The organism is Mesorhizobium sp. CC13 (assembly GCF_039907765.1).
GTDB lineage: Bacteria > Pseudomonadota > Alphaproteobacteria > Rhizobiales > Rhizobiaceae > Aminobacter.
In genome coordinates, this window is record NZ_JARDJI010000005.1 from 177,392 (window position 1) to 196,206 (window position 18,815).

Consider the following 18,815-nt stretch of genomic DNA (forward strand, 5'->3'; position numbering starts at 1 on the left):
CTCCCGCGACCACGCACCGCGGCGTTACTTCTTCTTGCCTTCTTTGCGGACGATCTTCTCGCCTGCATAGCGAACACCCTTGCCCTTGTAGGGCTCGGGACCGCGGTATTCGCGGATCTCGGCAGCGACCTGGCCAACCTGCTGCTTGTCGATGCCGTTGACCACGATTTCGGTCGGCTTCGGCACCGTGATGGTGATGCCTTCCGGCGTCTGGTAGACGACGTCGTGGCTGAAGCCAAGGGCCAGCTGCAGGTTCTTGCCCTGGAGCGCCGCACGATAACCGACGCCGGTGATCTCAAGCTTCTTTTCGAAGCCGTCCTTAACGCCGGTCAGGATGTTGACGATCTGGGTGCGCGACATGCCCCACTTGGAGCGGGCATCCTTCGACTGGTCGCGAGGCTGGACGGAAATCTCGCCGTCCTCCATCTTGACCAGCACTTCGTCGTTGACCACGAACTTCAGCTCGCCCTTCGGGCCCTTCGCCGTCACGGTCTGGCCGTTGACGGAAGCGGTGACGCCCTGCGGAAGCTGAACGGGTTTCTTGCCAATACGAGACATAGTCCTCGTGCCTTTCTTTTTTCAGCCTACGCAGATCAGAAGATCTGGCAGAGGATTTCCCCGCCGACGTTCTGTTCGCGCGCCTCGTGGTCGGCCATCACGCCCTTCGGGGTCGAAAGGATCGAGATGCCCAGGCCGTTGGCGACCGGCGGAATCGACTTGGACGAGACGTAGACGCGGCGGCCCGGCTTGGAGACGCGCGAAATCTCGCGGATCACCGGCTGGCCGTCGAAGTACTTCAGCTCGATTTCGATCTCGGACTTGCCGTTTTCGAAGTCGGTCTGGCTGTAATCGCGGATGTAGCCTTCCGCCTTCAGCACGTCGAGAACGCGGGCGCGCAGCCTGGACGCAGGCGTCGACACGGTCGACTTCTTGCGGCCATAGGCATTGCGGATGCGGGTCAGCATATCGCCGAGAGGATCACTCAAAGACATATCAAATGCTCCTTACCAGCTCGACTTGACCAGGCCCGGGATCTTGCCCGTCGAGCCAAGGTCGCGCAGCGCGACGCGCGACATCTTCAGCTTGCGATAGTAGGCGCGCGGACGGCCGGTGACTTCGCAGCGGTTGCGGATACGGATCTTGGCCGAATTGCGCGGCAGCGCGGACAGCTTGAGCTGCGCGCGGAAGCGCTCCTCGATCGGCTTCGACTGATCCATGACGATTTCCTTGAGGGCCTTACGCTTGGCAGCGTACTGGTCCACAAGCTTGCGGCGCCGGTTGTTCTTTTCGACTGAGCTGGTCTTTGCCATTTCAGATTTTTCCTTTGCTCGCTGCCGTTACTGCCGGAAGGGGAAGTTGAAAGCCTTGAGCAGAGCCCGGGCTTCGTCGTCCGTCTTGGCGGTCGTGCAAACGATGATGTCCATACCCCAGATCTGGTCGACCTTGTCGTAGTTGATCTCGGGGAACACGATGTGTTCCTTGATGCCCATGGCATAGTTGCCACGGCCGTCAAAGCTCTTCGGGTTCAGGCCGCGGAAGTCGCGAACGCGCGGCAGCGCGATGTTCACGAGACGGTCCAGGAACTCGTACATGCGCTCCTGGCGGAGCGTCACCTTGGCGCCGATCGGCATGTTCTCGCGCACCTTGAAGCCGGCGATCGACTTGCGGGCGCGGGTCACGACCGGCTTCTGGCCGGCGATCATGGCGAGGTCTTCGGCTGCGACCGACGGCTTCTTCGAATCCGCCGTGGCTTCGCCGACACCCATGTTCAGCACGATCTTGTCGATGCGCGGGATCTGCATCTCGTTTTCGTACTTGAACTGCTCCTGCAGCGCCTTGCGGATGGTCTCCTTGTAGACCTTCTTCAGGCGGGGCTCGTTGGTTGCCTTAGCCATTGATGACTTCTCCCGAACGCTTGGCGACACGCACCTTCTTGCCGTCCTTCTGGATCTGGAAACCGACGCGGGTCGGCTTGCCGTCCTTGGGGTCAGCGAGCGCGATGTTCGACAGGTTGATCGGCGCTTCCTTGGTGATGATCCCGCCCTCTTGGGACTGGGACTGCTTCTGGTGGCGGCGGATCATGTTCACGCCGCGGACGAGCGCGGTGTCTTCCTTCGGCTGGACTGCCAGCACCTCGCCGGTGCGGCCCTTGTCCTTGCCGGTCAGAACGACAACCTTGTCGCCTTTACGGATCTTCTGCATTTTACCGGCTCCTTACAGCACTTCGGGCGCGAGCGAGATGATCTTCATGTGGTTCTTGGCGCGAAGCTCGCGCGGAACCGGCCCGAAGATACGCGTGCCGATCGGTTCTTTCTTGTTGTCGACGAGAACGGCCGCGTTCTTGTCGAAACGGATCACGCTGCCGTCCGGACGACGGATGTCCTTGGCCGTGCGAACCACGACCGCCTTCATCACGTCACCCTTCTTAACGCGGCCGCGCGGAATGGCTTCCTTGATCGACACCACGATGATGTCGCCGACGGAGGCGTATTTCCGCTTCGAGCCGCCCAGCACCTTGATGCACATGACACGACGCGCGCCGGAATTATCCGCGACGTCGAGGTTTGTTTGCATCTGAATCATGACTGGCCGCCTTCTTCTTCTCTAACGGGATGGGCTACCGCCCTCCCCGGCTTGTCCAAAATTCGTTCGTTATTACGCCTGGTCCGAAGACACGACGACCCAGCGCTTGTCCTTGGAGATCGGCTTCGACTCCTGGATGAACACGGTGTCGCCGACCTTGTGGGCGTTGTTCTCGTCGTGCGCCTTGTAGTTCTTCGACATACGCACGGTCTTCTTCATCACCGGGTGCGTGAAGCGACGCTCGACCTTGACGACCACCGTCTTCTCGTTCTTGTCGCTGACGACCGTACCCTGCAGGATGCGCTTTGGCATGGTTTTCGTCCTTAAGCCTTCTTGCCGGCCGACTTTTCGGCGGCGATCGTCTTGATGCGCGCGATGTCCTTGCGGACCTGCTTCACGCGCGCCGTCTTTTCCAGCTGACCGGTCGCCTTCTGGAAGCGCAGGTTGAACTGCTCCTTCTTGAGGGAGGCGAGCTCGTCGGAGAGCTGGTCCTGGGTCTTCGTCCTGATGTCCGAGGCTTTCATGATCAGCCCTTCCTTATTCTGCGATGCGCTGAACGAAGCGCGTCCTGACCGAGAGCTTGGCGGCGCCGAGGCGCAGTGCCTCGCGAGCCACTTCCTCGGAAACGCCGTCGATCTCGAACATCACGCGGCCCGGCTTGATACGGCAGGCCCAGTAGTCGACCGCGCCCTTGCCCTTACCCATGCGGACTTCGGTCGGCTTCGAGGTGACGGGCAGGTCCGGGAAAATACGGATCCAGACGCGACCCTGACGCTTCATTTCGCGGGTGATCGCGCGGCGGGCCGCCTCGATCTCACGCGCGGTGACGCGGTTCGGCTCAAGCGCCTTCAGTCCGAAGCCGCCGAAATCCAGGTTGGTGCCACCCTTCGCGGTACCGTGGATGCGGCCCTTGAACTGCTTACGGAACTTTGTGCGCTTTGGCTGCAGCATCGTTCTAACTCCAAATTCCTATGCGTATCAGGCGTTTTCGCGACGGCGACGCTCGGGACGCTCGCCGGCGTGCGAATGATCGCCTTCGGTTGCGCGACGCTCGGAAGCCATCGGGTCGTGCTCGAGGATCTCGCCCTTGAACACCCACACCTTGACGCCGCAGATGCCGTAGGCGGTCTGGGCTTCGGCCGTGCCGTAGTCGACGTCGGCGCGCAGCGTGTGCAGCGGCACGCGACCTTCGCGGTACCACTCCATGCGAGCGATTTCAGCGCCGCCGAGACGACCCGAGCAGTTGATGCGGATGCCCTCGGCGCCGAGACGCATGGCCGACTGCACGGCGCGCTTCATGGCGCGGCGGAAGGCGATGCGGCGCTCGAGCTGCTGGGCGATCGACTGGGCGACCAGCGTCGCGTCGGTCTCCGGCTTGCGAACCTCGACGATGTTGAGGTGCGTCTCCGAGCGGGTCATCTCGGTCAGCTTCTTGCGAAGCTTCTCGATGTCGGCGCCCTTCTTGCCGATGATCAGGCCCGGACGGGCGGCGTGGATGGTCACGCGGCACTTCTTGTGCGGACGCTCGATCACGATCTTCGAGATCGCGGCCTGCTTCAGCTCGGCCTCAAGATACTTGCGGATCTTGATGTCCTCGTGCAGCAGCTGGCCGTACTCGCCGGTGTTGGCGTACCAGCGCGAGTCCCACGTGCGGTTGATGCCGAGGCGGAGACCAATCGGATTGATTTTCTGGCCCATTATGCGGCCTCCCCTTTTTCTTCGACTTCACGAACGACGATCGTGAGGTGCGAGAACGGCTTCTCGATGCGGCTGGCGCGACCACGGCCACGAGCGTGGAAACGCTTCATGACGATCGACTTGCCGACATAGGCTTCCGCCACGACCAGTGCGTCGACGTCCAGGTCGTGATTGTTCTCGGCGTTGGCGATAGCCGATTCGAGAGTCTTTTTAACCGTACCGGCGATGCGCTTGCGCGAAAATTCCAGATCGGACAGCGCGGTGCCAACCTTCTTGCCGCGGATCAGCGCGGCAACCAGGTTGAGCTTCTGCGGGCTGACGCGGATCGTGCGGAGGACTGCACGTGCCTCGTTGTCAGCAAGCCTGCGCGGAGCTTTGGCCTTGCCCATGTTACTTCCTCTTCGCCTTCTTGTCCGCGCCGTGACCGTAGTAGGTCCTGGTGGGAGCGAACTCACCGAACTTGTGGCCGACCATGTCCTCGTTCACGGAGACCGGGACGTGCTTCTGGCCGTTGTAGACACCGAAGGTGAGACCGACGAACTGCGGCAGGATGGTGGAGCGGCGGCTCCACATCTTGATCACCTCATTACGGCCGCCTTCACGCACCTTGTCTGCCTTCTTGAGCAGATAGCCGTCGATGAACGGGCCTTTCCAGACTGAACGAGTCACTGGGCTTACCTCTTATTAGCTCTTGCGCAGATGACGCGAGCGAACGATGAACTTGTCGGTCGCCTTGTTGGACCGCGTCTTCTTGCCCTTGGTGGGCTTGCCCCACGGGGTCACCGGATGGCGACCGCCCGAGGTGCGGCCTTCACCACCGCCGTGCGGATGGTCGACCGGGTTCATGGTGACGCCGCGGTTGTGCGGACGCTTGCCACGCCAGACGGTACGACCAGCCTTGCCGTCGTTGATGTTGCCGTGGTCCGGGTTGGACACGGCACCGACGGTGGCCATGCAAGAGCCGTGAACGATGCGCTGCTCACCCGAGTTGAGGCGAAGGATCGCCATGCCCTGGTCACGGCCGACGAGCTGGGCGTAGGCGCCTGCCGAACGGGCGACCTGGCCGCCCTTGCCCGGCTTCAGCTCGATGTTGTGGACGATCGTGCCCACCGGCATCGAACCGAGCGGCATCGCATTGCCCGGCTTCACGTCGACCTGCTCGCCGGCGATGATCTTGTCGCCAGCCTGCAGGCGCTGCGGAGCAATGATGTAGCTCAGCTCACCGTCGTCGTACTTGATCAGCGCGATGAAGGCGGTGCGGTTCGGGTCGTATTCGAGACGCTCGACCGTGCCGACCACGTCGAACTTGCGACGCTTGAAGTCGATGATGCGGTACGAACGCTTGTGACCACCGCCGATGAAGCGGGCGGTGATGCGACCGTAGTTGTTGCGGCCGCCCGACTTGGTCAGACCCTCGGTCAAGCCCTTGACGGGCTTGCCCTTGTAGAGGCCCGAGCGGTCGACGATGACCAGCTGGCGGGTGCTCGGCGTTACTGGCTTGAATTTCTTAAGTGCCATTGTCCTGTCCTCGCGACCTTGCTCAGAGACCCGTCGCGACGTCGATCGACTGGCCGTCGGCCAGCGTCACTACCGCCTTCTTGACGTCGCTCTGGCGGCCGATCGTGCCGCGGAAGCGCTTCACCTTGCCCTTGCGGACCAGGGTGTTCACAGAAGTCACCTTCACGCCGAACAGCGCTTCGACGGCAGCCTTGATCTCAGGCTTGCTCGCCTTCTTGGCGACGTTGAAGACGACCTGGTTGTGCTCGGAAGCCATGGTCGACTTTTCAGTGATCGCGGGGCTCACGATCACGTCGTAGTGGCGGAGATCCGTCATTTGAAGCGCTCCTCGAGAGCCTCGACGGCGGCCTTCGAAAGGACCAGCGTGCCGCGGCGCAGAATGTCGTAGACGTTGATGCCCTGGATCGGCAGGACATCGATGTTCGGGATGTTCGTCGCCGCGCGCTTGAAATTCTGGTCAAGCTCGGCGCCGCCGATCACCAGGGCGTTGCTCAGGCCGAGCGCCGCGAAATTCGCGACCAGGGCCTTCGTCTTCGCCTCGTCGAGCTTCAGCTCGTCGACGATGATCAGGTTCGACGCCTTGGCCTTGGCCGAGAGCGCGTGCTTGATGCCGAGAGCGCGGACCTTCTTGGGAAGGTCGTGCTCGTGGCTGCGGACGACCGGGCCGTGGGCCTTGCCGCCGCCGCGGAACTGCGGGGCGCGAGCCGAGGAGTGACGGGCGCGGCCCGTACCCTTCTGCTTGTACATCTTGGCGCCGGTGCGTGCGATGTCCGCACGGCCCTTGGCCTGATGGGTGCCCTGCTGCTTCTTGGCGAGCTGCCAGCGCACGACGCGCTGCAGGATGTCTTCGCGCGGATCAAGGCCGAAGATCTCGTCGGAGAGCTTCACCTTGCCGGCATCCTTGCCTGCGAGGGTGGTAATCTTGAGGTCCATTATTCCGCTCCCTCGTTGGCCGGAGCCTGTTTGTTGGCAGCGCGGATCGCGGCCGGCTTCGGCGCGTTCTCCGGCAGCGCCACCTTGGCGGCGTCGCGCACCAGGATCCATGCGCCCTTCGTGCCCGGAACCGCGCCGCGGATCAGGATCAGGCCGCGATCGAGGTCGGTCGAGACGACTTCGACGTTCTGGGTGGTGACGCGAACGTCGCCCATGTGGCCGGCCATCTTCTTGCCCTTGAACACCTTGCCCGGGTCCTGGCGCTGACCGGTCGAACCGTGAACGCGGTGCGACAGCGAGTTACCGTGGGTCGCGCGGCCACCACCGAAATTGTGGCGCTTGATGACACCCTGGAAGCCCTTACCGGTCGAAGTGCCGGTGACGTCGACCTTCTGGCCGGCGACGAAGTGATCGACGGTGATCTCGGCGCCAACGTCGAGCATGTTGTCGGCGGACACGCGGAACTCCGCGACCTTCGACTTGGGCTCGACCGAGGCAGCGGCGAAATGACCGCGCATGGCCTTCGACGTATTCTTCACCTTGGCGAGGCCGACGCCGAGCTGGACGGCGGTGTAGCCGTTCTTCTCCTGCGTGCGCTGCGCCACGACCTGGCAGTTCTCCATGCGGAGAACGGTGACGGGAACGTGCTCGCCAGCGTCGTTGTAGACGCGCGTCATTCCCACCTTCTGTGCAATAACACCTGAACGCATCGGTTCGTTTTCCTTCAGAGGAGCCGTCCGGTCTGACCCTTCCGGCTCATGTTAGCTCTCAGAGCTTGATTTCGACGTCGACACCGGCGGCGAGGTCGAGCTTCATCAGAGCGTCGACGGTCTGCGGGGTCGGATCGACGATGTCGAGAAGACGCTTGTGGGTGCGCATCTCGAACTGCTCGCGGCTCTTCTTGTCGACGTGCGGCGAGCGGTTCACCGTGAACTTCTCAATCCGCGTCGGCAGCGGAATGGGGCCGCGAACGTTGGCGCCGGTGCGCTTTGCGGTCGACACGATTTCGCGCGTCGAGGCGTCGAGCACCCGGTGATCAAACGCTTTCAGGCGGATGCGGATATTCTGTCCGTTCATCAGTCAATTCCTTGTTCTGGCGCGGCGCGGGCGTATTCCCGCCCGCGACAGATCGATTAATCCAACTTACTCGACGATCGAAGCGACGATGCCGGCGCCGACGGTGCGGCCGCCTTCACGGATGGCGAAGCGGAGCTTCTCTTCCATGGCGATCGGCACGATCAGTTCGACGTCGACCGTGATGTTGTCGCCCGGCATCACCATCTCGGTGCCTTCCGGCAGCGTCACGATGCCGGTCACGTCCGTCGTGCGGAAGTAGAACTGCGGACGGTAGTTGGTGAAGAACGGCGTGTGACGGCCACCCTCTTCCTTGGTCAGGATGTAGGCCTCGGCCTTGAACTTCTTGTGCGGCTTCACCGAACCCGGCTTGGCCAGGACCTGGCCGCGCTCGACGCCTTCACGGTCGACGCCGCGCAGCAGCGCGCCGATGTTGTCGCCGGCCTGGCCCTGGTCGAGCAGCTTGCGGAACATCTCGACGCCCGTGCAGGTCGTCTTCGCCGTCGGACGGATGCCGACGATCTCGAGTTCCTCGCCGACCTTGACGATGCCGCGCTCGACGCGACCGGTCACCACCGTGCCGCGGCCCGAGATCGAGAACACGTCCTCGATCGGCATCAGGAACGGCTTGTCGATCGGACGCTCAGGCGTCGGGATGTAGGCGTCGACGGCGGCCATCAGCTCGCGCACCGCGTCCTCGCCGATCTTCTTGTCCGAATCGTTGAGCGCGGCGACGGCCGAACCCTTGATCATCGGGATGTCGTCGCCGGGGAACTCGTACTTCGACAAAAGCTCGCGAACTTCGAGCTCGACCAGCTCGAGCAGCTCGGCGTCGTCGACCAGGTCGACCTTGTTGAGGAACACCACCAGCGCCGGAACGCCGACCTGGCGGGCGAGCAGGATGTGCTCGCGGGTCTGCGGCATCGGGCCGTCGGCGGCCGAAACCACCAGGATCGCGCCGTCCATCTGGGCCGCACCGGTGATCATGTTCTTGACGTAGTCGGCGTGGCCGGGGCAGTCGACGTGAGCATAGTGGCGGGCTGCCGTCTCGTATTCGACGTGCGCCGTCGAGATCGTGATGCCGCGCGCCTTCTCTTCAGGTGCCGCGTCGATCTGGTCGTAGGCCTTGAACTCGCCGAAATACTTCGTGATCGCCGCCGTCAGCGACGTCTTGCCGTGGTCGACGTGACCAATCGTGCCAATGTTCACATGAGGCTTCGTACGCTCGAATTTACCTTTTGCCATGTGAGGTCTCCATTCCTGCTAGCCCGATAAGGGCGTTAAATTAACGAACCGCTGCAATTCCTTGGAATTACGCGTATTTCTTTTGAACTTCCTGAGCGACCGCGGTCGGCACCGGCTCATAGTGGTCGAACTGCATCGTGTACTGTGCACGGCCCTGCGACATCGAGCGCAGGCTGTCCACGTACTTGAACATGTTCGCCAGCGGAACCATGGCGTTGACGACGACGGCGATACCGCGGGTCTCCTGACCCTGGATCTGGCCACGGCGGCTGTTGAGATCGCCGATGACGTTGCCGACGTAGTCTTCCGGCGTCACGACTTCGACCTTCATGACCGGCTCGAGCAGCTGGACGCCCAGCTTCGGAGCGGCCTCGCGCAGAGCTGCACGGGAGGCGATTTCGAAGGCGAGGACCGACGAGTCGACGTCATGGTAGGCACCGTCGATGAGCGTCGCCTTGACGCCGATCATCGGGAAGCCAGCGAACGGGCCCGACGACAGAACGCTGCGGATGCCCTTCTCGACGCCCGGGATGTATTCCTTCGGAACCGAGCCGCCGATGACCTTGGACTCGAACGCGAAGTCCTCGCTCTCGGTGTTGGGTTCGAACACCAGCTTGACGCGGGCGAACTGACCCGTACCACCCGTCTGCTTCTTGTGGGTGTAGTCCTGCTCGAACGAACGCGTGATCGTCTCGCGGTAGGCGACCTGCGGGGCGCCGACGTTGGCTTCGACCTTGAACTCACGCTTCATGCGGTCGACGATGATGTCGAGGTGAAGCTCGCCCATGCCGGCGATGATGGTCTGGCCCGACTCTTCGTCCGACTTGACGCGGAAGGACGGATCCTCGGCGGCGAGACGGTTGAGCGCGAGGCCCATCTTCTCCTGGTCGCCCTTGGTCTTCGGCTCGATGGCGATCTGGATGACCGGCTCCGGGAACTCCATGCGCTCGAGGATGACCGGGTTCAGCGGGTCGCAGAGCGTATCGCCGGTGGTGGTCTCCTTGAGGCCGGCCAGAGCGACGATGTCGCCGGCGAAAGCCTCTTCGATGTCGGCGCGGGAGTTGGAGTGCATCTGCAGCATGCGGCCGAGACGCTCCTTCTTGCCCTTGACGGTGTTTTCGAGCGAAGCACCCTTGGTCACCTTGCCGGAATAGATGCGGCAGAAGGTGAGCGAGCCGACGAACGGATCGTTCATGATCTTGAAGGCGAGCATCGACAGCGGCTCGTCGTCCGACGAATGACGCTCGATCTCGGCTTCGTTCTTCGGGTCGATGCCCTTGATGGCGGGCACGTCCACCGGCGACGGCAGGAACTCGACGACGCCGTCGAGCAGCGGCTGGACGCCCTTATTCTTGAAGGCCGAGCCGCAGAACATCGGGAAGAACTTGACCGCGATCGTGCCCTTGCGGATCAGCGCGCGAAGCTCGTCGTTCGACGGCATCTTGCCTTCGAGGTAGTTCTCGAGAGCCTGCTCGTCCATTTCGACGGCGGTCTCGATCATCTTCTCGCGGAATTCCTCGGCCTTGGCCTGCAGATCCGCCGGGATCTCGACGACGTCCCAGGCAGCGCCGAGGGACTCGTCGCGCCACACCAGCGCCTTCATCTCGATCAGGTCGACGACGCCCTTGAATTCGGACTCGGCGCCGATAGGCAGCTGAACGGCAACGGCCGTGGCGCCCAGACGGCTCTTGATCATCTCGTAGGAGCGGTAGAAGTCCGCGCCGATCTTGTCCATCTTGTTGCAGAAGATCATGCGCGGGACGTTGTACTTGTCCGCCTGGCGCCACACGGTCTCGGTCTGCGGCTCGACACCCGCGTTGGCGTCGAGCAGCGCGATGGCGCCGTCGAGCACGCGCAGCGAACGCTCGACTTCGATGGTGAAGTCGACGTGGCCGGGGGTGTCGATAATGTTGAAGCGGCGCTGCTTGCCGTCACGGCCCTTCCAGAAGGTCGTGGTGGCAGCCGACGTGATGGTGATGCCGCGCTCCTGCTCCTGCTCCATCCAGTCCATGGTGGCAGCGCCGTCGTGGACTTCGCCGATCTTGTGCGACTTGCCCGTATAATACAGGATGCGCTCGGTCGTCGTGGTCTTGCCGGCGTCGATGTGCGCCATAATACCGAAATTGCGGTAGTCTTCGATCTTATATTCGCGGGCCATGGGAGGTGCCTCTCAGTCGTTCGTTCGCGCCGTTACCAGCGGTAGTGCGCGAAGGCGCGGTTGGCTTCCGCCATCTTGTGGGTGTCTTCACGCTTCTTCACGGCGGTGCCGCGGTTGTTGGCCGCGTCAAGGAGCTCGCCGGAGAGGCGGTCGACCATGGTGGTCTCGTTGCGGTTGCGAGCGGCAGTGATCAGCCAGCGAATGGCGAGGGCCTGACGACGCTCGGGGCGCACATCGACCGGAACCTGGTAGGTCGCACCGCCGACGCGGCGCGAACGCACTTCCACGTGCGGCGCGACGTTGTCGAGCGCCTGATGGAAGACCGAAACCGGCTCCTGCTTGGTCTTGGACTGCACCTGGTCGAGCGCACCATAGACGATCGTCTCGGCGACCGACTTCTTGCCGTCATACATGACGGCGTTCATGAACTTGGTGATGACCAGATCGCCGAACTTGGGATCCGGGTTGATTTCGCGCTTATCTGCACTGTGACGACGGGACATGGTTCTTGTCTCTCAATCTCATGGCCGCGACGCAGACAAAAAAGCGTCGAAGCCGGAAAACCTTACTTCGGACGCTTCGCACCGTACTTCGAACGGCGCTGTTTGCGGTTCTTCACACCCTGGGTGTCGAGCACGCCGCGGATGATGTGATAGCGCACGCCCGGAAGATCCTTCACGCGGCCGCCGCGGATCATGACCACGGAGTGCTCCTGCAGGTTGTGACCTTCGCCAGGGATGTAGCCGATCACCTCAAAGCCGTTGGTCAGGCGAATCTTCGCGACCTTGCGCAGAGCGGAGTTCGGCTTCTTCGGCGTCGTCGTGTAGACGCGCGTGCAAACGCCACGCTTCTGCGGGTTGGCCTGCATGGCCGGAACCTTATTGCGCTTCACCGGCGCAATGCGCGGCTTGCGGATCAGCTGGTTGACGGTAGGCATTAAACCCTCTTGTCTCTCAAATTCCGTGTCTCAAGCCCGTTCGGGGCGGCTGCTAGCGACATTTCTGGGCATTTCCATACGCAAATTCGGGCCGTAAACCGCATAGCGCGGTCCTGCCCGAACAAACCGCAGAGGAAGCGAGACCGCTTCATGCACGACAGAAATGTCATTTCGCTCGTAAAACGAACCCTGTTTGAGGAAAACTCCAAGGCGCGTCGCCTCGGAAAAGCCAACCTCACATCGGCTCAGACGTCGCGGCTTCTACTCGCATGACTGCCTAGCGTCAACCCCGAAGCGCCAAAATCCTTAAGGAATAGGGGCTCTGCCGCGGCGCAGGCGGCCCAGCGCAACTTTATTGCGCTGCAACAAGGGTTAATGCTTCGTTTGTAACGCGCTTTGGCCTGTCTTGCACCCAACCTTCGTGCGAAAGTCGGGGAAACAGGGGCGAATCCCCTCGCCTGCCATCCGGACCAAGGAATCAGTCATGAACGACAACGAAGAACGCCCGGTAACGATCATCACGGGGCGAGTCTGGCGGCGCAAGGGCGGCCAGCCCGAAGGCGTGCACATCATGCTGGTCGCTCCCGACGACGATTCCGCGGTGCGCTCGGCGCTCGAGGCGCTCGCCAAGGAAGGCTATGCCGAAGCCGAGCTCGACCAGATCGGCGACATGCAGGGCGAGCCCGACGACGAGCCGCATATCTCGGCCTACCAGGGCGCCCTCGAGGGCGAAGTCTCGATCGTCACGTTCAACGAGCCGCTTTGAGCTTCGGCCAATGAACGGCCGGGCCGTTGGTCGGCCCTCGTCAATTGACCGGCCCTGGGCCACCGATATCAGCCATCACAGGTTCGGCAGTCCTTTGGCCGGTTGCACGGTTGATCATTACGGTCACGAACCAAAGGATCACGCCGATGCCGATCAGGACACCGGCGATCTTGTACTGAACCGGATCGCGACCGGTCCACGGGCCGGCGAAGAACGCACAAGCGACCGCACCCAGGATGGGCAGCAAGGTCGGCGTCCGGAAATGCTCGTGCCCAACACTGTCCTTGCGCAGTGCCAGGACGGCGATGTTGACGACGGTGAAGACGCATAGCAGCAGCAGCGCCGTCGTCCCGCCGAGTGCCGGCACCTCTCCCACAAAGGTGATCAGCGCGAAGGCCAGCAAGGTTGTGAAACCGATTGCCACATAAGGCGTGCGCCGCGTCGCATGCACCCTGCCGAGCACTTGCGGAAGCACATGCTCACGGCTCATGCCGTAGACGAGGCGGCTCGCCATGAGCATGTTGATCAGCGCGCTGTTGGCAACCGCGAACATGGTAATGAAGCCGAAGATCTCGACCGGGAAGTTCGGCGCTCCGGCCTGGACGACCTTGAGCAGCGGCGTTTCGCCCTCGCCCAACTGCTCCGGCGGCACCAGCGTGATCGCCGAGATGGACACCAGCACGTAGATCAGTCCGGTGATCAGAAGCCCGGTCAACAGCACCTTCGGGAAGATGCGTGTCGGGTCCTTGCATTCTTCGGCCATGTTGACCGAGTCCTCGAAGCCGACCATGGCGAAAAAGGCAAGAGTGGTCGCCGCGATCACCGACCAGAAGGCACTGCGGTCCGGTGCGGCGTGGAACTGCGTGATGCGGGAGACATCGCCCTCGCCTGCTCCGATAGCCCACAGGCCGATCACTACTATTATCATCAGGCCGGTGAATTCGACGCAGGTCAGCACGACATTTGCCTTGACGCTTTCCCCGACGCCGCGAAAGTTCACAGCAGCGACGATCGCCATGAACGCCAAGCCGACAAGCGTAATGCCGTAGGTTCCAGCCAGCCCGAGGTCAAAGGCGCCTGAAAGGTTGGCGGCAAAGGCACGGGATGCCGTCGATGCAGAAGTGATCCCCGAACACATCACGGCGAACGCAACAATGAAGGTGATGAAGTGGATGCCAAACGCCTTGTGGGCGTAGAGCGCAGCGCCGGCAGCCCTCGGATACTTCGTGACCAGTTCGAGATAGCTGAAGGCCGTGATGACGGCTACGATGAACGCCACCAGGAACGGCAGCCAGACGACTCCGCCGACCTGCTTGGCGACTTGCCCGGTGAGCGCGTAGATGCCGGTCCCCAAGATGTCGCCGACGATGAAAAGCAGAAGTAGCCAGGGACCCATCACCCGGTGAAGGCTCGGCTCAACCGAAGGTACCCCGACCGCTGCATCGCTTCTGGTGTCGGTCATACCGCGTTCCTCCCAGACTGATGGCTTTACATGGCAACGCTATTTTCGTGCCGGAGCGCTGTCAAACCCCCGTAATTATTTCAGGTTTCCCTTATGCGACAATCGGCGGACGATTGTCGTCGACACAGAAAAGAAAAGGCCGCCGGATTGCTCCGGCAGCCTTTCTGGCTCGATTGTCGACGCCCGTTACTGGGCGGCGTTGACCATGTCGGTCAGGATCGGCTCCGCCACTTCCGCGCCCGAGAGCTTGCGGCGCTCGTCGAGGATCAGCTCGTCGCGCGAGGTGGCGATGCGCCGGATCTGGCTCATCATGCCGCCCGTGCCGGCCGGGATCAGGCGACCGACGATGACGTTTTCCTTCAGGCCCTGCAGCATGTCGGTCTTGCCGGCAACAGCTGCTTCGGTGAGCACGCGGGTCGTTTCCTGGAAGGAAGCGGCCGAGATGAAGGACGGCGTCTGCAGCGATGCCTTGGTGATACCGAGCAGGACCGGCTGACCTTCGGCAGGCTTCTTGCCTTCCTCGATCAGGCGCTCGTTGATCTCGTCGAACTCGATGACGTCGACGTGATCGCCCGGGATGTAGACCGAGTCACCCTGAGCGGTGATCTCGATCTTCTGCAGCATCTGGCGAACGATGACCTCGATGTGCTTGTCGTTGATCGACACGCCCTGCAGCCGGTACACCTCCTGGATTTCGTTGACGAGGTAGGAAGCAAGCGCTTCCACGCCCTTGATCGCCAGGATGTCGTGCGGCGCGGGGTTGCCGTCGAGGATGTAGTCGCCCTTCTCGATCGCGTCGCCGTCCTGGAGATGGAACGGCTTGCCCTTCGGGATCAGGTATTCGACCGGCTCAAGCGTCGAGTCATGCGGCTCGATGATGATGCGGCGCTTGTTCTTGTAGTCGCGGCCGAAGCGGACCGTACCGTCGATCTCGGCGATGATGGCGTGATCCTTCGGACGACGGGCCTCGAAGAGTTCGGCAACGCGCGGCAGACCGCCGGTGATGTCCTTCGTCTTCGCGCTTTCCATCGGGATACGCGCCAGCACGTCGCCCGGCCTCACATGGGCGCCCGGCTCGACCGAGAGGATGGCCTCGACCGAGAGCAGGAAGCGGGCGTCGCCACCCTTCGACAGCTTGCCGACCTTGCCCTTGGCGTCCTGAACCACGATCGCCGGCTTGAGGTCGGAACCGCGCGGCGTGGACCGCCAGTCGATGACCTCGCGCTTGGTGATGCCGGTCGACTCGTCGGCCGTTTCCTGGACGGAGATACCGTCGACCAGATCCTCGAACGCGGCGCGACCCTCGATTTCGGTGAGGATCGGACGGGTGTAGGGATCCCACTCGGCGATACGCTGGCCACGCTTCACCTTGTCGCCGTCGTCCACGAAGATACGCGAACCATAGGTGACGCGGTGGGTTGCGCGCTCCTTGCCGGTCTCGTCGAGGATCAGGATCGCCATGTTGCGGCCCATGACCACGAGGTTGCCGTCGGAGTTGCGGACCACGTTGCGGTTGCGCACCTGCACGGTGCCTTCATACGAGGCTTCGAGGAACGACGAGTCCACCACCTGCGCGGTACCGCCCATGTGGAAGGTACGCATGGTGAGCTGCGTGCCCGGCTCGCCGATCGACTGAGCGGCGATGACGCCGACGGCCTCGCCCTGGTTGACCGGAGTACCGCGGGCCAGGTCGCGACCGTAGCAGACCGCGCAGACGCCGACCTTGACTTCGCAGGTGAGCGCCGAGCGGATGCGGACGGACTGGACGCCGGCCTTCTCGATGACCTCGATGTCGCGCTCGTCCATCAGCTTGCCGCCCTGCACCAGCAGATCGCCGGTCACCGGGTGGTTGATGTCCTCGAGCGCGGTGCGGCCGAGGATACGCTGGCCGAGCGAGGCGACGATCTGGCCCGCATCGACGATCGGCTGCATGGTGAGCCCCTTGTCGGTGCCGCAGTCGACGGAGTTGACGATGCAGTCCTGCGCCACGTCGACGAGACGACGGGTCAGGTAACCCGAGTTCGCCGTCTTGAGCGCGGTGTCGGCCAGACCCTTGCGGGCGCCGTGGGTCGAGTTGAAGTACTCGAGAACGGTGAGGCCTTCCTTGAAGTTGGAGATGATCGGCGTCTCGATGATCTCGCCCGACGGCTTGGCCATGAGGCCGCGCATGCCGGCAAGCTGGCGCATCTGGGTGGGCGAACCGCGGGCACCCGAGTGCGACATCATGTAGATCGAATTCATCGGCTTCTGGCGGCCGTTGTCCTCGAACTCAACCGCCTTGATGCGCGCCATCATCTCGTCGGCGACCTTTTCCGAGCACTTGGCCCAGGCGTCGACGACCTTGTTGTACTTCTCGCCCTGGGTGATCAGGCCGTCGTTGTACTGCTGCTCGTACTCCTTCGCGAGCGCCTCGGTCTGCTCGACCAGGCCCTGCTTGGTGTCAGGGATGACCATGTCGTCCTTGCCGAACGAAATGCCAGCGCGGCAGGCGTGCGCAAAGCCGAGTGCCATGATGCGATCGCAGAAGATGACCGTCTCTTTCTGGCCGCAGTGGCGGTAGACGGTGTCGATCATCTTGGAGATGTTCTTCTTGGTCATCTCCTGGTTTGCGGTCTCGTAAGGCACGTTGACGTTCTTCGGCAGCAGTTCGCCGAGGATCATGCGGCCGGGGGTCGTGTCGTAGATCTTCGACACTTCCTTGCCTTCGGCGTCGACCGTACGGAAGCGGCCCTTGATCTTGGCGTGCAGGGTCACGGCCTTGGTCTCGAGCGCATGCTGCAGCTCGCCCATGTCGGCGAACACCATGCCCTCGCCCGGCTCGTTCTGGTTGACGATCGAGAGATAGTAGAGACCGAGAACCATGTCCTGCGACGGAACGATGATCGGCGCGCCGGAGGCCGGGTGCAGGATGTTGTTGGTCGACATCATCAGCACGCGGGCTTCGAGCTGCGCTTCGAGCGACAGCGGCACGTGGACGGCCATCTGGTCGCCGTCGAAGTCGGCGTTGAAGGCCGTGCAGACGAGCGGGTGCAGCTGGATGGCCTTGCCTTCGATCAGCGTGGGCTCGAAGGCCTGGATGCCCAGGCGGTGCAGCGTCGGCGCGCGGTTCAGCAGCACCGGATGCTCGCGGATGACCTCGTCGAGGATATCCCAGACTTCCGGCTTTTCCTTTTCGACCAGCTTCTTCGCCTGCTTGACCGTCGAGGAATAGCCCTTGGCGTCGAGGCGGGCATAGATGAACGGCTTGAACAGCTCGAGCGCCATCTTCTTCGGCAGGCCGCACTGGTGCAGCTTCAGCTCCGGACCGGTCACGATGACCGAACGGCCGGAATAGTCGACGCGCTTGCCGAGCAGGTTCTGGCGGAAGCGGCCCTGCTTGCCCTTGAGCATGTCGGACAGCGACTTCAGCGGACGCTTGTTGGCGCCGGTGATGACGCGGCCGCGGCGACCGTTGTCGAACAGAGCGTCGACGGCCTCCTGCAGCATGCGCTTCTCGTTGCGGATGATGATCCCCGGCGCGCGAAGCTCGATCAGGCGCTTCAGACGGTTGTTGCGGTTGATGACGCGACGATAGAGGTCGTTCAGGTCGGAGGTCGCGAAGCGGCCGCCGTCGAGCGGGACCAGCGGACGCAGATCCGGCGGGATCACCGGCACGACCTTCATGATCATCCACTCGGGACGGTTGCCCGACTCCATGAAGTTCTCAACCACCTTGAGGCGCTTGAGGTACTTCTTCTGCTTGAGCTCCGACGTCGTCGAAGCGAGCTCCGAACGCAGGTCGCCGGCGATCTTCTCGAGATCCATCGAGGCGAGCAGGTCATGGATGGCCTCGGCGCCGATCATGGCGGTGAACGAGTCCTCGCCATACTCGTCGACGGCGAGCATGTACTCTTCCTCGCTGAGGAGCTGGTGCTCCTTCAGTGCGGTGAGGCCCGGCTCGGTGACGATGTAGTTCTCGAAGTAGAGAACGCGCTCGATGTCCTTGAGGGTCATGTCGAGCAGCGTGCCGATGCGGCTCGGCAGCGACTTCAGGAACCAGATGTGGGCGACGGGCGCGGCCAGTTCGATATGGCCCATGCGCTCGCGACGGACGCGCGACAGCGTGACTTCAACGCCGCACTTCTCGCAGATGACGCCCTTGTACTTCATGCGCTTGTACTTGCCGCACAAGCATTCGTAGTCCTTGATCGGGCCGAAGATGCGGGCGCAGAACAGGCCGTCCCGCTCCGGCTTGAAGGTACGATAGTTGATCGTCTCGGGCTTCTTGATCTCGCCGAACGACCAGGACAGAATCTTCTCGGGGCTGGCGAGCGAAATCCGGATGGAATCGAACACCTGCGCAGGCGCCTGCGGGTTGAAGAGATTCATGACCTCTTGGTTCATGCCGTTCTCCTTTTTCGGGGCCCTCGAAAGCCCCTTTGCATCGGGTGCGGGCCTAGGC

24 protein-coding genes are annotated in these 18,815 nt (G+C 62.7%); 1 reads left to right on the forward strand and 23 read right to left on the reverse strand.

The window, feature by feature from the left end; translation table 11 throughout:
* Nucleotides 1–24 precede the first annotated feature (24 nt).
* The 21 genes from rplF to rpsL all read right to left on the reverse strand — a co-directional run bounded on the left by rplF (nucleotide 25) and on the right by rpsL (nucleotide 12,146).
* Nucleotides 25–558 carry a 50S ribosomal protein L6 gene (rplF, locus tag PV773_RS10135; protein WP_347966232.1) on the reverse strand — a complete coding sequence of 178 codons (534 nt, stop codon included), beginning with the start codon at nucleotides 556–558 and terminating at the stop codon, nucleotides 25–27.
* Nucleotides 559–593: 35 nt separating this feature from the next.
* On the reverse strand, nucleotides 594–992 hold the full coding sequence (gene rpsH, locus PV773_RS10140; RefSeq protein ID WP_347966233.1) for a 30S ribosomal protein S8: 399 nt from the start codon (nucleotides 990–992) through the stop codon (nucleotides 594–596).
* A gap of 12 nt (nucleotides 993–1,004) precedes the next feature.
* On the reverse strand, nucleotides 1,005–1,310 hold the full coding sequence (rpsN, locus tag PV773_RS10145) for a 30S ribosomal protein S14 (RefSeq protein ID WP_347966234.1): 306 nt from the start codon (nucleotides 1,308–1,310) through the stop codon (nucleotides 1,005–1,007).
* Between the two features lie 27 nt (nucleotides 1,311–1,337).
* Complete coding sequence (gene rplE, locus PV773_RS10150) at nucleotides 1,338–1,895, reverse strand: 50S ribosomal protein L5 (protein WP_340039880.1); 558 nt, start codon at nucleotides 1,893–1,895, stop codon at nucleotides 1,338–1,340.
* Nucleotides 1,888–2,202, reverse strand: coding sequence for a 50S ribosomal protein L24 (gene rplX / locus PV773_RS10155; RefSeq protein ID WP_340039877.1), 315 nt, complete (start codon nucleotides 2,200–2,202; stop codon nucleotides 1,888–1,890). Before rplX ends, rplE begins: the two co-directional genes overlap by 8 nt.
* Nucleotides 2,203–2,214: 12 nt before the next feature.
* Entirely contained in the window at nucleotides 2,215–2,583 is a 369-nt protein-coding gene (gene rplN, locus PV773_RS10160; RefSeq protein ID WP_006205457.1) for a 50S ribosomal protein L14, read from the reverse strand.
* A gap of 72 nt (nucleotides 2,584–2,655) precedes the next feature.
* The gene (rpsQ, locus tag PV773_RS10165; RefSeq protein ID WP_018427850.1) at nucleotides 2,656–2,895 is read right to left on the reverse strand and encodes a 30S ribosomal protein S17; all 240 of its coding nucleotides are present in this window, start codon (nucleotides 2,893–2,895) and stop codon (nucleotides 2,656–2,658) included.
* An 11-nt stretch (nucleotides 2,896–2,906) separates the two neighbouring features.
* On the reverse strand, nucleotides 2,907–3,107 hold the full coding sequence (gene rpmC, locus PV773_RS10170) for a 50S ribosomal protein L29 (RefSeq protein WP_340039532.1): 201 nt from the start codon (nucleotides 3,105–3,107) through the stop codon (nucleotides 2,907–2,909).
* Nucleotides 3,108–3,120: 13 nt separating this feature from the next.
* Nucleotides 3,121–3,534: a 50S ribosomal protein L16 gene (rplP, locus tag PV773_RS10175; protein WP_018427848.1), complete on the reverse strand. Its 414-nt coding sequence runs from the start codon at nucleotides 3,532–3,534 to the stop codon at nucleotides 3,121–3,123.
* Nucleotides 3,535–3,561: 27 nt separating this feature from the next.
* Entirely contained in the window at nucleotides 3,562–4,281 is a 720-nt protein-coding gene (rpsC, locus tag PV773_RS10180; RefSeq protein ID WP_340039529.1) for a 30S ribosomal protein S3, read from the reverse strand.
* Nucleotides 4,281–4,670, reverse strand: coding sequence for a 50S ribosomal protein L22 (gene rplV, locus PV773_RS10185; RefSeq protein ID WP_019171222.1), 390 nt, complete (start codon nucleotides 4,668–4,670; stop codon nucleotides 4,281–4,283). The genes rpsC and rplV overlap by 1 nt, the downstream gene beginning before the upstream one ends.
* Before the next feature lies 1 nt (nucleotide 4,671).
* Complete coding sequence (rpsS, locus tag PV773_RS10190; RefSeq protein ID WP_035032279.1) at nucleotides 4,672–4,950, reverse strand: 30S ribosomal protein S19; 279 nt, start codon at nucleotides 4,948–4,950, stop codon at nucleotides 4,672–4,674.
* A gap of 15 nt (nucleotides 4,951–4,965) precedes the next feature.
* Nucleotides 4,966–5,799, reverse strand: coding sequence for a 50S ribosomal protein L2 (gene rplB, locus PV773_RS10195; RefSeq protein WP_018427844.1), 834 nt, complete (start codon nucleotides 5,797–5,799; stop codon nucleotides 4,966–4,968).
* Nucleotides 5,800–5,821: 22 nt separating this feature from the next.
* A complete protein-coding gene (locus PV773_RS10200) occupies nucleotides 5,822–6,115 on the reverse strand; it encodes a 50S ribosomal protein L23 (RefSeq protein WP_340039522.1) in 294 nt (97 codons plus the stop codon).
* Nucleotides 6,112–6,732, reverse strand: coding sequence for a 50S ribosomal protein L4 (gene rplD / locus PV773_RS10205; protein ID WP_347966235.1), 621 nt, complete (start codon nucleotides 6,730–6,732; stop codon nucleotides 6,112–6,114). The genes PV773_RS10200 and rplD overlap by 4 nt, the downstream gene beginning before the upstream one ends.
* Nucleotides 6,732–7,442 carry a 50S ribosomal protein L3 gene (rplC, locus tag PV773_RS10210; protein WP_340039518.1) on the reverse strand — a complete coding sequence of 237 codons (711 nt, stop codon included), beginning with the start codon at nucleotides 7,440–7,442 and terminating at the stop codon, nucleotides 6,732–6,734. Before rplC ends, rplD begins: the two co-directional genes overlap by 1 nt.
* Nucleotides 7,443–7,500: 58 nt before the next feature.
* Nucleotides 7,501–7,809: a 30S ribosomal protein S10 gene (gene rpsJ / locus PV773_RS10215; protein WP_006205468.1), complete on the reverse strand. Its 309-nt coding sequence runs from the start codon at nucleotides 7,807–7,809 to the stop codon at nucleotides 7,501–7,503.
* A gap of 66 nt (nucleotides 7,810–7,875) precedes the next feature.
* Complete coding sequence (gene tuf, locus PV773_RS10220) at nucleotides 7,876–9,051, reverse strand: elongation factor Tu (RefSeq protein WP_347966236.1); 1,176 nt, start codon at nucleotides 9,049–9,051, stop codon at nucleotides 7,876–7,878.
* A 67-nt stretch (nucleotides 9,052–9,118) separates the two neighbouring features.
* On the reverse strand, nucleotides 9,119–11,209 hold the full coding sequence (fusA, locus tag PV773_RS10225) for an elongation factor G (RefSeq protein ID WP_347966237.1): 2,091 nt from the start codon (nucleotides 11,207–11,209) through the stop codon (nucleotides 9,119–9,121).
* Between the two features lie 32 nt (nucleotides 11,210–11,241).
* Nucleotides 11,242–11,712 carry a 30S ribosomal protein S7 gene (gene rpsG, locus PV773_RS10230; RefSeq protein ID WP_347966238.1) on the reverse strand — a complete coding sequence of 157 codons (471 nt, stop codon included), beginning with the start codon at nucleotides 11,710–11,712 and terminating at the stop codon, nucleotides 11,242–11,244.
* A gap of 62 nt (nucleotides 11,713–11,774) precedes the next feature.
* Entirely contained in the window at nucleotides 11,775–12,146 is a 372-nt protein-coding gene (rpsL, locus tag PV773_RS10235; protein ID WP_008837709.1) for a 30S ribosomal protein S12, read from the reverse strand.
* Between the two features lie 484 nt (nucleotides 12,147–12,630).
* Between rpsL and PV773_RS10240 the strand changes: the two genes are divergently transcribed.
* Nucleotides 12,631–12,912 carry a transcriptional regulator gene (locus tag PV773_RS10240; protein WP_347966239.1) on the forward strand — a complete coding sequence of 94 codons (282 nt, stop codon included), beginning with the start codon at nucleotides 12,631–12,633 and terminating at the stop codon, nucleotides 12,910–12,912.
* A gap of 40 nt (nucleotides 12,913–12,952) precedes the next feature.
* Here PV773_RS10240 and PV773_RS10245 read toward each other — a convergent pair whose 3' ends face one another.
* Both PV773_RS10245 and rpoC read right to left on the reverse strand, forming a co-directional pair.
* Complete coding sequence (locus PV773_RS10245) at nucleotides 12,953–14,374, reverse strand: APC family permease (RefSeq protein ID WP_347966240.1); 1,422 nt, start codon at nucleotides 14,372–14,374, stop codon at nucleotides 12,953–12,955.
* 186 nt (nucleotides 14,375–14,560) lie between these two features.
* Nucleotides 14,561–18,757, reverse strand: a complete 4,197-nt coding sequence (gene rpoC, locus PV773_RS10250; protein ID WP_347966241.1) for a DNA-directed RNA polymerase subunit beta' — start codon at nucleotides 18,755–18,757, stop codon at nucleotides 14,561–14,563.
* Nucleotides 18,758–18,815 lie beyond the last annotated feature (58 nt).

Bases quoted from the DNA above. Each gene is read 5' to 3' on its own strand.
- rplF (WP_347966232.1), bottom strand. From the start codon at position 558: ATGTCTCGTATTGGCAAGAAACCCGTTCAGCTTCCGCAGGGCGTCACC.
- rpsH (WP_347966233.1), bottom strand. From the start codon at position 992: ATGTCTTTGAGTGATCCTCTCGGCGATATGCTGACCCGCATCCGCAAT.
- rpsN (WP_347966234.1), bottom strand. From the start codon at position 1,310: ATGGCAAAGACCAGCTCAGTCGAAAAGAACAACCGGCGCCGCAAGCTT.
- rplE (WP_340039880.1), bottom strand. From the start codon at position 1,895: ATGGCTAAGGCAACCAACGAGCCCCGCCTGAAGAAGGTCTACAAGGAG.
- rplX (WP_340039877.1), bottom strand. From the start codon at position 2,202: ATGCAGAAGATCCGTAAAGGCGACAAGGTTGTCGTTCTGACCGGCAAG.
- rplN (WP_006205457.1), bottom strand. From the start codon at position 2,583: ATGATTCAGATGCAAACAAACCTCGACGTCGCGGATAATTCCGGCGCG.
- rpsQ (WP_018427850.1), bottom strand. From the start codon at position 2,895: ATGCCAAAGCGCATCCTGCAGGGTACGGTCGTCAGCGACAAGAACGAG.
- rpmC (WP_340039532.1), bottom strand. From the start codon at position 3,107: ATGAAAGCCTCGGACATCAGGACGAAGACCCAGGACCAGCTCTCCGAC.
- rplP (WP_018427848.1), bottom strand. From the start codon at position 3,534: ATGCTGCAGCCAAAGCGCACAAAGTTCCGTAAGCAGTTCAAGGGCCGC.
- rpsC (WP_340039529.1), bottom strand. From the start codon at position 4,281: ATGGGCCAGAAAATCAATCCGATTGGTCTCCGCCTCGGCATCAACCGC.
- rplV (WP_019171222.1), bottom strand. From the start codon at position 4,670: ATGGGCAAGGCCAAAGCTCCGCGCAGGCTTGCTGACAACGAGGCACGT.
- rplB (WP_018427844.1), bottom strand. From the start codon at position 5,799: ATGGCACTTAAGAAATTCAAGCCAGTAACGCCGAGCACCCGCCAGCTG.
- PV773_RS10200 (WP_340039522.1), bottom strand. From the start codon at position 6,115: ATGACGGATCTCCGCCACTACGACGTGATCGTGAGCCCCGCGATCACT.
- rplD (WP_347966235.1), bottom strand. From the start codon at position 6,732: ATGGACCTCAAGATTACCACCCTCGCAGGCAAGGATGCCGGCAAGGTG.
- rplC (WP_340039518.1), bottom strand. From the start codon at position 7,442: ATGCGTTCAGGTGTTATTGCACAGAAGGTGGGAATGACGCGCGTCTAC.
- rpsJ (WP_006205468.1), bottom strand. From the start codon at position 7,809: ATGAACGGACAGAATATCCGCATCCGCCTGAAAGCGTTTGATCACCGG.
- tuf (WP_347966236.1), bottom strand. From the start codon at position 9,051: ATGGCAAAAGGTAAATTCGAGCGTACGAAGCCTCATGTGAACATTGGC.
- fusA (WP_347966237.1), bottom strand. From the start codon at position 11,209: ATGGCCCGCGAATATAAGATCGAAGACTACCGCAATTTCGGTATTATG.
- rpsG (WP_347966238.1), bottom strand. From the start codon at position 11,712: ATGTCCCGTCGTCACAGTGCAGATAAGCGCGAAATCAACCCGGATCCC.
- rpsL (WP_008837709.1), bottom strand. From the start codon at position 12,146: ATGCCTACCGTCAACCAGCTGATCCGCAAGCCGCGCATTGCGCCGGTG.
- PV773_RS10240 (WP_347966239.1), top strand. From the start codon at position 12,631: ATGAACGACAACGAAGAACGCCCGGTAACGATCATCACGGGGCGAGTC.
- PV773_RS10245 (WP_347966240.1), bottom strand. From the start codon at position 14,374: ATGACCGACACCAGAAGCGATGCAGCGGTCGGGGTACCTTCGGTTGAG.
- rpoC (WP_347966241.1), bottom strand. From the start codon at position 18,757: ATGAACCAAGAGGTCATGAATCTCTTCAACCCGCAGGCGCCTGCGCAG.